Origin of the sequence: Streptomyces albidochromogenes, from assembly GCF_005981925.1 — a bacterium.
GTDB classification, from domain to species: Bacteria; Actinomycetota; Actinomycetes; order Streptomycetales; family Streptomycetaceae; genus Streptomyces; species Streptomyces albidochromogenes.
Map to the genome: position 1 here is coordinate 1 of NZ_VBVX01000213.1, position 11,809 is coordinate 11,809.

At 70.8% G+C, this 11,809-nt stretch carries 12 protein-coding genes; 2 read left to right on the top strand and 10 right to left on the bottom strand.

Going from position 1 to position 11,809, the window contains the following annotated elements; all coding sequences use genetic code 11:
• Positions 1 to 151: 151 nt before the first annotated feature.
• Positions 152 to 709, top strand: a complete 558-nt coding sequence (locus E2E34_RS23910) for a GtrA family protein (protein ID WP_138903979.1) — start codon at positions 152 to 154, stop codon at positions 707 to 709.
• On the opposite strand, the gene E2E34_RS23915 is transcribed toward E2E34_RS23910, so the two are convergent.
• Both E2E34_RS23915 and E2E34_RS23920 read right to left on the bottom strand, forming a co-directional pair.
• On the bottom strand, positions 702 to 1,970 hold the full coding sequence (locus tag E2E34_RS23915) for a sensor histidine kinase (RefSeq protein ID WP_138903980.1): 1,269 nt from the start codon (positions 1,968 to 1,970) through the stop codon (positions 702 to 704). The two genes, E2E34_RS23910 and E2E34_RS23915, sit on opposite strands and share 8 nt — an antisense overlap.
• A 15-nt stretch (positions 1,971 to 1,985) precedes the next feature.
• Entirely contained in the window at positions 1,986 to 2,663 is a 678-nt protein-coding gene (locus tag E2E34_RS23920) for a response regulator transcription factor (protein ID WP_138903981.1), read from the bottom strand.
• A gap of 387 nt (positions 2,664 to 3,050) precedes the next feature.
• On the opposite strand from E2E34_RS23920, the gene E2E34_RS23925 reads away from it, so the two are divergent.
• Positions 3,051 to 4,571 carry a peptide MFS transporter gene (locus tag E2E34_RS23925; protein ID WP_138903982.1) on the top strand — a complete coding sequence of 507 codons (1,521 nt, stop codon included), beginning with the start codon at positions 3,051 to 3,053 and terminating at the stop codon, positions 4,569 to 4,571.
• A 79-nt stretch (positions 4,572 to 4,650) separates the two neighbouring features.
• Here E2E34_RS23925 and E2E34_RS23930 read toward each other — a convergent pair whose 3' ends face one another.
• The 8 genes from E2E34_RS23930 to E2E34_RS23965 form a co-directional block, all read right to left on the bottom strand.
• Positions 4,651 to 5,328 (bottom strand): hypothetical protein, encoded by a 678-nt coding sequence (locus tag E2E34_RS23930; RefSeq protein ID WP_138903983.1) that lies wholly within the window; start codon positions 5,326 to 5,328, stop codon positions 4,651 to 4,653.
• 5 nt (positions 5,329 to 5,333) lie between these two features.
• Positions 5,334 to 5,867: a matrixin family metalloprotease gene (locus E2E34_RS23935; protein WP_138903984.1), complete on the bottom strand. Its 534-nt coding sequence runs from the start codon at positions 5,865 to 5,867 to the stop codon at positions 5,334 to 5,336.
• Between the two features lie 236 nt (positions 5,868 to 6,103).
• Entirely contained in the window at positions 6,104 to 7,537 is a 1,434-nt protein-coding gene (locus tag E2E34_RS23940) for a hypothetical protein (RefSeq protein ID WP_138903990.1), read from the bottom strand.
• Positions 7,538 to 7,551: 14 nt separating this feature from the next.
• Positions 7,552 to 8,628: a hypothetical protein gene (locus E2E34_RS23945; protein ID WP_138903985.1), complete on the bottom strand. Its 1,077-nt coding sequence runs from the start codon at positions 8,626 to 8,628 to the stop codon at positions 7,552 to 7,554.
• Positions 8,625 to 9,533 carry a COG1470 family protein gene (locus tag E2E34_RS23950; RefSeq protein ID WP_138903986.1) on the bottom strand — a complete coding sequence of 303 codons (909 nt, stop codon included), beginning with the start codon at positions 9,531 to 9,533 and terminating at the stop codon, positions 8,625 to 8,627. The genes E2E34_RS23945 and E2E34_RS23950 overlap by 4 nt, the downstream gene beginning before the upstream one ends.
• 8 nt (positions 9,534 to 9,541) lie before the next feature.
• A complete protein-coding gene (locus E2E34_RS23955; RefSeq protein ID WP_138903987.1) occupies positions 9,542 to 10,240 on the bottom strand; it encodes an LPXTG cell wall anchor domain-containing protein in 699 nt (232 codons plus the stop codon).
• 199 nt (positions 10,241 to 10,439) lie between these two features.
• A complete protein-coding gene (locus E2E34_RS23960; RefSeq protein ID WP_138903988.1) occupies positions 10,440 to 10,928 on the bottom strand; it encodes an ATP-binding protein in 489 nt (162 codons plus the stop codon).
• 196 nt (positions 10,929 to 11,124) lie between these two features.
• Positions 11,125 to 11,493, bottom strand: a complete 369-nt coding sequence (locus E2E34_RS23965; protein ID WP_138903989.1) for an STAS domain-containing protein — start codon at positions 11,491 to 11,493, stop codon at positions 11,125 to 11,127.
• Positions 11,494 to 11,809 lie beyond the last annotated feature (316 nt).

Consider the following 11,809-nt stretch of genomic DNA (forward strand, 5'->3'; position numbering starts at 1 on the left):
CCCCAGGAGTCACGCCGCGGGCCCGGCGGCGGGGCCGGCGCGTGACTCTCCCCTCGCGCCCCGCATCCGCGAAGACCGCTGGTTAGCATGGCCGGGTTGACGACACGACCGAACGTCGACGACACCGACCGGAACGGGGCTTGCGAACACCATGAGTGGACGGGACGGCGGCCCCTGGCGCAGGCGCCTGGAACGGCTCGCGCGCGAGTTCGCGAAGTTCGGGGCGGTCGGCGGCGTGGGGCTCCTGGTGGACCTCGGGGTCTTCAACCTGCTGTGCCACTTCATGGACGTGCCGGTGGTCCCGGGCGGCATCATCGCCACGGTCGTCGCGATCGGCTTCAATTACCTGGGCTTTCGCTACTTCACGTACCGGGAGCGCGACAAGAACCGGCGCAGCCGCGAGCTCTCGCTGTTCCTGCTGTTCAGCGCGATCGGCCTGGTGATCCAGAGCGGTGTGCTGTACGTCGCGACGTCCGGCTTCGGCTGGGACAGCCCGCTGCAGAGCAACGCCTTCAAGTTCCTCGGCATCGGGATCGCGACCGTCTTCCGGTTCTGGTCCTACCGCACCTGGGTCTTCCAGAAGCTGCCGCCGCACGGGGCCGGGGAGTCGCCCGAGCCGTTCCCCGCCGACCCGCGCATGATCAACGGAACCCACGGCACCCACCGGGCCCCCGGCGTCCACAGCGCCCCCGGGGACCGCGTCACCTGACCGTGGGCTCGCGCGGCGCCTCCTTGGGGCGCGCGACCCGGCTGAGGAAGAGCGCGAACACCGGCGGCTGCTGCTGGAGCATCTCCAGGCGGCCGCCGTCGGCCTCCGCGAGGTCGCGCGCGACGGCGAGACCGATCCCGGTGGAGTTGCGGCCGCTGATGCTCCGCTCGAAGATCCGCGCGCCGAGGTCGGCCGGTACGCCGGGACCCTCGTCGGTCACCTCGATGACGGCCTGGTTGCCGGTGACGCGGGTACGCAGGGCGACCGTACCGCCACCGTGCATGAGGGAGTTCTCGATCAGCGCCGCCAGCACCTGCGCCACCGCGCCGGGCGTGCCGACGGCCCGCATGCCGTGCTTGCCCGAGTGGACGATGGCGCGGCCCGCGCTGCGGTAGGCCGGGCGCCACTCCTCGATCTGCTGCTTGACGACCTCGTCGAGGTCGAAGACGACGGCGGAGCCGGTGCGCGGGTCGCGGGAATTGGTGAGCAGCCGCTGCACGACGTCGGTGAGCCGCTCGACCTGCGTCAGCGCGATCGTCGCCTCCTCCTTCACCGTGTCCAGGTCCTCGGTGAGGGTGATCTCCTCCAGCCGCATGGACAGGGCGGTCAGCGGCGTACGCAACTGGTGGGAGGCGTCGGCGGCCAGCCGGCGCTCGGCGGTGAGCATCCGGCCGATGCGCTCGGCGCTGGAGTCGAGCACGTCGGCGACCCGGTCGAGCTCCGGTACGCCGTACCGCTTGTGGCGGGGCCGCTGGTCGCCCGAGCCGAGCCGCTCGGCGGTCTCGGCGAGGTCGGTCAGCGGGGAGGCGAGCCGGTTGGCCTGGCGTACGGCGAGCAGGACGGCGGCGACGACGGCGAGCAGCGCCACCGCCCCGATGATCATGAGCGTACGGCCGACCTCGTCGGTGACGGTGGAGCGGGACTCCTGGACGGTGACGACCTCGCCGGAGTCGCCCCGCTCGACGCCCGTGATGACGCTGCCTCCGGGGCGCTCGCCGATCTCGATGGGGGCGCGGCCGGGGATCTCGATGCGGGCGTACCGCTCGGGGTGGATCTGGTCGCCCAGGACCCCGGGGTTGACGCTCTCCTCACCGAGGATGCGGCTCTCGACGACGCTGATCAGCCGCAGCGCCTCGGAGTCGACGCTCTCCTGGGCGCTGTTGCTGATGGTGCGCGTCTCCACGATGACGAGGGAGACGCCGAAGACGGCGATGACGACAAGCACCACGGCGAGCGTGGAGTTGATCAGGCGGCGGCGCATGGCTGTGTGTGTACGTCAGCTCTTCTCGAAGCGGAAGCCGACGCCCCGCACGGTCGCGATGTACCGCGGGTTGGCGGCGTCGTCGCCGAGCTTCTTGCGCAGCCACGAGATGTGCATGTCGAGGGTCTTGGTCGACGACCACCAGGTGGTGTCCCAGACCTCGCGCATGAGCTGGTCGCGGGTGACGACCCGGCCGGCGTCGCGCACGAGGACCCGCAGGAGGTCGAACTCCTTGGCCGTGAGCTGGAGTTCCTCCTCGCCCATCCAGGCGCGGTGCGACTCGACGTCGATCCGTACGCCGTGGGTGGCGGGCGCGGGGGCAGGCTCGCTGGCGCCGCGGCGCAGGAGGGCCCGTACGCGGGCCAGGAGCTCGGCGAGGCGGAACGGCTTGGTGACGTAGTCGTCGGCGCCGGCGTCGAGCCCGACCACGGTGTCGACCTCGTCGGCGCGGGCCGTCAGCACCAGGATCGGGATGGCGTGGCCCTCGGCGCGCAGCCGGCGGGCGACCTCGAGGCCGTCCATGCCGGGCAGGCCCAGGTCGAGCACGACCAGGTCGACTCCGCCCTTGAGGCCGGCGTCGAGCGCGGCCGGACCGTCCTCGCGCACCTCGACCTCGTAACCCTCCCGACGCAGGGCGCGGGCCAGTGGCTCCGAGATGGATGCGTCGTCCTCGGCGAGCAGTACACGGGTCATGGGCTGATGGTAGTCCGCGTGCCGCACGGGTCGTGGCCGGTCGACGCTTGATCGTTCTGTCCTGCGGCTGTGGGATGCGATCCTGTTGTGGACCTTGGAAAGACGCCCGATGGTTCCTTGGTCACCTGTGATCCATATCTCAAGTCCTTCCATATGTGCCGGGTTCGTGGCGTATGGTGGCGAGTCGTCTGTAGCAGGACTCTGAGTCCTTTCGGGCCTTTGGGCAGCAAAACGCACCAAAGGGCTCTTTTCTGTACGGGATTGGCATCGCCGTTCCGCGCAGTGACTGACCATGGGCCGGGCCACCCTCGCGCGACGCCGGCCGCCCCCCACCGGGCGCGCACCCGCTCACGAGGCGGACGCGTCCCGAGCAAGCAAGGATCGACCATGGCGTCCAGCCTGACGAAGGACACCGCCGGGGCTCCCTCGGGCGAGAAGACCTTCTTCGGCCACCCCCGCGGCCTGGCCACTCTCTTCATGACCGAGATGTGGGAGCGCTTCAGCTACTACGGCATGCGCGCCCTTCTCGTGTACTACCTGGTCTCCGGCGGCGCGGACGCCGCGACGGGCAGCCAGGGCGGCGGCCTGGCGATGACCGCGGCCACGGCCACGGCCATCTACTCCGTCTACGTCTCCATGGTCTACCTGATGGCCATGCCGGGCGGCTGGTTCGGCGACCGCGTCTGGGGCGCCCGCAAGACGGTCACGATCGCCGGCAGCGTCATCATGCTGGGCCACCTGTCGCTGGCCCTGCCGGGCCAGGCGATGTTCTTCGTCGGCCTGATCCTGGTGGCCGTCGGTTCCGGTCTGCTGAAGGCCAACATCTCCACGATGGTCGGCCACCTCTACGACGGTCCCGAGGACCCGCGCCGCGACGGTGGCTTCACGCTCTTCTACATCGGCATCAACCTGGGCGCCTTCGTCGCTCCGTTCGTCATCGGCACGGTCGGCAAGGAGAACAACTGGCACCTCGGCTTCGCGCTCGCCGCGGTCGGCATGGGCCTGGGCCTGGTGCAGTTCCTCCTCGGTACGCGCCACCTGAGCCCGAAGAGCAACGTCGTCCCGAACCCGCTGAGCGCCGAGGAGCGCAAGGGCATCCTGCTGAAGGTCGTCGGCGCCACCCTGGCGATCGCGTTCTTCTACGGCGCGGTCGTCGCCCTGGGCGCGTTCACGCTGAACTGGGCGCTGGTGCCGCTCACGCTCGCCGGTCTGATCATCCCGATCGCCGTCCTGGTCCGCATCAAGCGCGACAAGGAGCTCACCGCGGGCGAGCAGTCGAAGATGAACGGCTACATCTGGTTCTTCGTGGCCGCCGCCGTGTTCTGGATGATCTACGACCAGGGTGGTTCGACCCTGTCGCTGTTCGCCGACGAGAAGACCGCGTCCACCGTCTTCGGCCTGAGCACGTCCGCCACCTGGTACCAGTCGCTGAACCCGCTGTTCGTCATGGCGCTGGCCCCGGTCTTCGCCTGGCTGTGGCTGTGGCTGGCCCGTAAGAACCAGGAGCCCAACACCATCGTGAAGTTCGCGATGGGCCTGGTCCTGGTCGGCGCCTCGTTCTTCGTCTTCGTCGTGCCGATGAGCATGGCGGCCGACGGCACCAAGGTCAGCCCGATGTGGCTGGTCTCGATCTACATGATCCAGACCATCGGCGAGCTCTGCCTCTCCCCGGTCGGACTGTCCGTCACCACGAAGATGGCCCCGCGGAAGTACGCCTCCCAGATGATGGGCGTCTGGTTCCTCGCCGTCACGGCGGGCGACTGCACCACCGGCCTGCTGTCGCTGGCGGGGGTCGACCTGAACGGAACCGGGATCATCGCCATGGAGGCCTCGCTGGCGGTGGTCGCCGGCCTCGCGGTGTGGATGTACCGCAGGAAGGTCCAGTCGATGATGGGCGAGGTCCACTGACCCCTCGCCCCTCGTCCTGACAAGGCCGGCCCCGGCACGCGCGAGCGCACCGGGGCCGGCCTTCGTCGTACGACCGCGACTAACCGGCGTCGGTGGCGGAAGGCGCCGGGCTCTCCTCGACCGGCGGGTCCTCCGCGGGCATCTCCGTCGGCTCCGGCACGGGAGGCGCCGTCGACAGGTCGGCCTGGTTCTTCACGGCGAGCACCCAGCGGTCGGCCACGGTGGCCTGGCCGTCCCCGTTGGCGTCGGGCATTCCGGGAGCCTGCGCGCTGGTGTTGGGCACGGGAACGTCGCCGTACACCGGGATCAGCGTGTTCCAGCCGTTGTCCGGGTTGCGCTTGGTGGCGAAGAGGTAGGTGGAACCCTCCTGGAGAAGGTGGTCGTTCTCGGGCAGGACGAGCACTCCCTCCTCGTCCACACCGCCCTGCTGGTTGACCACCACGGTGCCGGACAGTTCGCCCTTGAAGACGCGCTCCACCACGACCGCGTACTGCGTTTCCGGCCCGACTCCGAGGTCCCGCTGGCCCTTCTTCACCTTGACCTTGCCGAAGAAGACGTGATCGGCCTCTCCGGTGAGATTGGCGTCGACGGAATAGTCGGCGCCGGACAGGAAGTGCGAGTAACTGACCGGACCGTTCGCGGAATTACCGCCGCTTTCTTCGGACGAAAGGACGTAGACGGCCGATCCGGAGATCACGGCCCCGGCGAGCACCAGCGCGGCGGATCGCAGTGCAGTCCTGGAAATGCTCAGCTTCATTACTCTCAACCCCAGAGCCTGTGGTAACCGTCGCGATCCGCCTTGGTCGGGCGGGCGTTCGACGCGACCTTGTCTATGGTCTTGGCCATGAGGGTCCCGTTCGCTTTGTGATCGAGCCCCAGGGCGTGCCCCAATTCGTGCGCGGCCGCGATACGCCGCCACGCGGTCTTTCCGTACTTCTTGCCGTCATCCAGGTAGGCGCGGTTCATCACTATCTGGTCGGCCCCCGACTTGCCCCGCCACTGGGCGATCCAGGACACGTCCTTGCGGCTCTCGTCCCGCCACTCCAGGTCCGTGATGGTCCAGCTGGAATCGGGTGCGATCTTGATCTGGGTCAGCCCCGCGTCCTTGTTGGTCCACACCGAATGCGACCACTTGCGGGCGTCGTCGAACCTGGTCTCGTCTTCCCAGCGAATCTCACCCGAGTCGACGGAAGAGCGCCCCCTCGAATCCGCCGCACCGGCGGACGCGGGGCTGAAAAGAGCCGCTCCACCCACTATCAGAACGGTGACTACGACGGGCATACGTCGCGATCTCACGAAACCTCCCCCTGTTCCTGTGATCCAGAACGCTGATGATCATATGAGGAGGGGCTTCTTCGCAAGTTCGTTCCCTTCCACGTCGACGGAATGCCACATTCCTTGAATTCGGAACCGGACTCTCCGCATTCAGATTCAGCACGCACAAAGGGGCGCCGCACCGGCCCCGGTGCGGCACCCCTTTGTTCCTTCCGTTCAGTGCGCGATGGCGCGCTGGGTGTGTACCGCGTCGGCGGTCAGCGCGGGCCGCGCAGGCGGCTCCAGGGGGTGAAGGTGAAGACCGCGCCGCCGAGCAGGATCACCGTGCCGGCGACCAGGCCGAGGGCGCGCAGACCACCGTGGTCGGAGGCCCCGGTGTCCGCGAGGCCGCCGCCGGAGCCGGCGGCGCCGCCGCCCGCCGCACCGCCGGACGTCGTACCGCCCGACGTGGTGCCGCCCGACGTGGTGCCGCCCGACGCGCCGCCCGGCTGGGCGGAGGTGTCGAGTTCCAGGGACGCCTCCGCCTTGCCCTTGACGGTGCAGGGGATGGTGATCTTCTGGCCGCCGAGGGTCACGTCGATGGTGAGCGTGCCGGGGCTGAGCGTGGACTTGCCGCTCGCGCCGGGTTTGTACGTACCCGTCATGTCCGGCAGGTCCACCGGCTTGCCCTGTTCGAGCGGGTCCTTGTTCGGGGGCCCCGTGACGGGGACGGCGCCCTTGTCCGCACCGCCCAGCAGGACCTCCATGGAGGGCTTGAGGGCCCCCGCGGGGAGGGCGGCCGGGCTGTCCATGACGCCCTTGGCGGTCCTGACGACCAGGTCGTAACCGCCGCCGTTCTTCTTGGCGTTGATCGTCACCTTGGAGTTGATGTTCGCCGGGCCCGGGGACTTGCACGCGAAGGCGACCGTGACCTCCTTGCCGGGGAAGTCGCTCGGGCCGCCACCGCCGCCGCCGGAGGTGGACGTACCGCCGCCCGAGGTGGTGCTGCCGCCCGAGGTGGTGCTGCCGCCGGAGGTGGTGGTGCTGCCGCCCGAGGTGGTGCTGCCGCCGGAGGTGGTGGTGCCGCCGGTGGTCGTCGTACCGCCCGTCGTCGTACCGCCCGAGGTCGTCGTGCCGCCCGTCGTCGTGCCGCCGGACGTCGTCGTACCGCCCGTGGTGCCGCCGGCCGCCGACACCTTGACGGTCGCCGCGGCCTTGACCGCCTCCTTCGGCGCGCACTTGGTGTCCGTGGACAGCGGCTTGCTGACGTTGATGGTGTACGCGTCCGGAGTGAGCGTGATCTCGCCGGCCTTCTCCAGCTTCAGCTTGCCCTTCATGTCCGGCAGCACCATGGGGCTGTTCTTGGGGATCGGCGGGTTCTGCCGCGGCCCCTCCAGCTTCAGGTCGCCGGTCGCCGCGCCGCCCACCTTGACCGTGCCGGTCGGCTTGACCGTGTCCTTGTCCAGGTCGAGGACGTCGGGGTTCTTGGAAGCGGCCTCGACCGTCTTCCACACCACCTCGATCTCGTCGCCCACCTTGGCCTCGGCGGGCGCCGTGATCAACACCTTCGTGGTGCCCTGCACGGGCGGCAGGCCGGAGATGGGCGGGGGTATGCACTCGGTCCTGTACGAGACCTCGGCTGCTTGCGCGGGACTCGCCGCGAGCAGGATGCCCGCACCGCCGAGCATCAGCGCGACGCCGGCCGCGCTCATCCTCCGTTGCGTGGTCACGAATTTCCCTTCGTCGTCGGACTGTTCTGCTGAGCCGGTGCGGAGATCGGGGTGGCCGGACCCGGCGCGTTGTCCGGGGTGAACCACGGCAGGCCCGTGGCGCCGCCCGCGGCCGCGCCGGGGGCCGCCCGTGCGCGCGGCGTAAGGGTGCGGGCGGGGAGGCGGGCCGGGCGGTGGCGGCCCGGTGTGCGCGGCGGCCGGACCTTGTCGACGACCGCCATGCCGATACGGAAGACCGCGGCCGGCACCACCACGCACAGCAGGACCCAGAAGAGCGTGACGCCCCAGGGCCGCCCCACGCCCCACGGCTGCTCGGCCAGCACCTTCCGCCCGTACGTGAGCGAGACGAGGTAGTCGCCGTGGGCGCCGGCCGGCAGCCGCACGTCCAGGGCGACCCGCGCCTTGCCGCCGGGCCGGATCGTGCCCCGCCACTGGCGTTCCTCCCACCGGGGGGCGAAGACGCCGTGCGAGGTGCCGACCTCGAAAACGGGGTCCTTCACCGGGTCGGAGCCGAGGTTGCCGACGGTGACGACGAGTCTGCGGGCCTGCGGGGCGCCGAACCAGGTCAGTACGGAGCCGGAACCGTCGAGCCGGGCGGCCGCGAGCACCGCGAGCCGTCCGTCCCCGCCCGGCCGCGGGAGCGGTGCCACGGGATGGCCCGCGACCACGAACCCGGCGTCGGCGGCGGCCGGTTCGCCGCCGGTGACGGTCGCGACGTGCACGACGCACGGGCACGGCCTGGGCGGCTCGGCCACCGGCATCTTCTTGCGGAAGGCGCCCTCGGCGTCGGTGGTGACGGCGCGACCCTGCGCGTTCGCACAGGAGTTGGTGCCGCCGATGACGCCCCGGCCGGGCGCGGACTGCCCGCAGATCAGCATCATCAGGAGCGTCCTCGGCCGCCACCCGGTCCCGCTGACGGTGATGTCGCCGCCCTTGCCCGCCTCCGGCCGGGAGAGCGTGACCCGGGGCGGCCGGTCGGGTTCCGCGCTCGCGGGGGCGGCGGGGAGGAGGCCCAGCGCCAGCAGCAGGGCGCACAGCGACACGACGGCCCACGGGCCTCGGGCGGGGGTCATGTCGTCGCTCCTGACTGCACCAACGGCCGTTCGGGGTGGGTGGATTCCCCTGGCGCGGGCGCGGGTTCCGGTGGTTTCCGGCGGCGTACGCGGCGTACCGCCCCGGCCGCCGCTGCCAGCACCAGCAGCGTCGTGGCGGTCACCGTGGTCCAGGGCACGAACGCCGCCGTCGCCGTCGCCTGGCCACGGGCGCCGCCGGCGGCGGTCGCGGTGAGGCGGACCTCCACGGTGTCGAGGGCCGGAGCGCCGGGCCAGGGTTCGGTGCGCTCCACCCGTTGTCCGGGGGCGAGCCGCAGTGGCAGCGGGCGGGGCGCGCGGCGCAGGACCTCGCCGCCGAGGAGCCCTTCGGCGCGGACCGCCAGGCGCGGGACGAGCGCGGTGTTCCCCCGGTTGACCAGGGCGTACCGGATGACGGCGCCGTCACCCCGCTCCTCGACCGCGACGTCCTCGACCGTGAGCGCCGCCAGCGTCGGACCGCTGACGCGCAGATGGACGGGTACGTCCGCCGAGCCGCCGGCGCCCGTGGCGGCGATGGCCCCGGGGTGGTCGCCGGGCGCGGCCCCGGCCGGCACGGTCACCGTGAACGGGACCTCCGCGCGGGTGCGCGGCGGAATCCTCACCTCGGTCTCGGCGAACGCGATCCAGCTCCCGCTGTCGTCGCCCGTGCCGCGCAGCCGGACCGTGCGGGCCTCGCCGCCGGGGTTGCTCAGCGCCACCTTGTCCTCGAAGACGGTCCCGGCGACGCCCTCCAGGTAGAAGTACGGTCTGCCTCCGCCGCTCGGGGCCGCCGTCCAGGCCGGCGCGCCCTCGGCCGCCGCGGCGGACGGCGCCGAGGGCGCGGCGGCGCCCAGCAGTACCGCGGCGGCGAGGAGGCCGGTGCGGCGGGCACGGCGCGGCGGGTGCACCGGCGGCTTCAGGCCGTGGGCCGCTGGCCGCGCCGGGTCAGCCACAGCGCCCCGGCCGCCCCGGTCAGCAGGACCGTGCCGCCGAGGGTGCCGAGCGCCAGTGCGGAGTCCATCGGGCCGGTCTTCGGCAGCTCGCCGGAGCCGCCGCCGGACGCGTTCTGCGACGTACCGTCCGAGGATCCGCCCGTCGAGCCGCCGCCCGCGGCCTCGACGTCGAGTTCCAGCGACGGCTTCGGGTTGTTGGAGGGGGTGCAGGTGGTGGTCGTACCGAGCGCCTTGATCGTCAGGACGGACGCCGTGAAGGTGACCTTGCCGCTCTTGGTGGGCGTGTACGTGCCGCTCAGGTCGGTGATCCTGATGGGGGTGTTGGCGGGGATCGCGGCAGGGTTCGGCGGCCCCGACACCGGCACGGAGCCGCTCTCCGCGCCGCCCAGCCTGATGACGGCGCTGGGCTTCATCGCCCCCTTGCCCAGCTCCACGGGGCTGGACGAGACGCCCTTCTGGAACGACATGGTGAGCTTGTACGCGCTGCCGCTCTTCACGCCCTTGATGTCGATCGGGGAGACGGCCGCCTTGTCCCCGATCGGTGTCTTGCACTGGTAGTTGACGTCCACGACGTCGGCATGGGCCGCGGGGGCGGCCAGCAGCACCACCGAACACGCAACCGCCGCCGCCAGCGCGAGAGTTGTCCGCTTCTCGTACGACACCTCGAGTCCCCTTATGCCGGAAGACAAGTTACTGACGACACATCAGATTGGGCGTCAAGGTACGCCTGAGGTCTTGCCGAGGGAAGACAAAGTGCACGCCGGATCGGCGTGCACGAGAAGGACCACGGACCGCCGGTAACCCCGTGTCGCGCCTGGGCCGGAGCTTCGGCCCGCGAGGGCGGGGAGACCGGTCGGCGGGCTACGCGGGAGCGGCGAGTTCCGCCCAGACCGTCTTGCCGCTGGACTCGCCGGTGCGCTCGACTCCCCAGTCGAGGCACAGGCGCTGCACGATGAACATGCCGTGCCCGCCGGGCCGGCCCGCCCGGTGGGGCGTGCGCGGGGCGGGCTGGCCCGTGCCCCGGTCGACGACTTCGAGGCGCAGCTTCTTGCCGTCGCAGGCGACGCGCAGCTCTTCGGGTCCCTCGGCGTGCAGGCAGGCGTTGGTGACCAGCTCGGAGACGACCAGCAGGACGTCCTCGGCGGCGGCCCGCCGGTCGGCGGACGAGGCGGGGAGCCAGCCCCAGTCGTACAGCGCCTGGCGGGTGAAGTCGCGCGCCAGCGGCACGATGCCGCTGGCACTGCTCAGCGTCAGAGAACGCGCCTGGCCGGCGGACACGGCGGAGGCCGAGCCGTGGCTCGCCGACTCCTGGCCGGAGTCGCCCGACCGAGGCTGCCGGGTGGTGCTCATCAGCGCTTCACCTCACCGATTCGCCAATTCATCAAATTCATCGCTGCCAGGGCAACGGGAGCCTTCTGAGCCCCCTGGGGCCGACACGGTCAGAGACCTCCTGCCCGACCGAACGGTGAGAACACCCACTTTTTCGGTACGGACACGTGACGCGGTCAACAAAACCGGTCAGCGGGAGGTGTGCCTGGGACGAAATTCACTCGTCCAGCGCGTCATCGAGTGACTCGTGGACGCTGAAAACGGCCTCCGCCCCGGTGATCTCGAAGACTCTGGCCACCACCGGCTGCATCCCGGCCAGGTGAACCCCTCCCCCGGCCGCCTCGGCCTTGAGGCGCGCACCGAGCAGCACGTTGAGCCCGGTGGAATCGCAGAACTCGAGCGCCGAGCAGTCGATGACCAGCCGCGTACGTCCTGCTTCGAGTGCATGGTCCAAAGGCTCACGGAGCAGCTCGGCGGTGTGGTGATCCAGCTCACCCGCCGGCGTGACAATCTCGCTCTGTCCCTCGGTCCGAACTGCGACCCGGAGCCGACCCCGGTTCGCGCTGCCGACCGTCCCGCGCTCCATGCCCGTCTCGTCTCTCTTCGCAGTCGTGACCTGTCAATGACGTGCCAGAACACTACGCCTTCTCCACGCCGATCGGTACCCGAAGAACCCTCCAATACCCGCCAATTCGGACATTAGGGACTTGCAACTGCCGGTCGACAGCGGGTAGGCCTAGTAGGGACACAACCAACACGACCGGCTATGGAGGCGCCGCACATCGCACGCAGACGTATCGGCATCGGCAGCCATATGCCGAGAACGATGGAGGAGACCATGTCACCCCGGCTCGACGAAGCGCGAACGCGCCCCGTGCGGCAGTCCGCGCCGTCGGCAACCC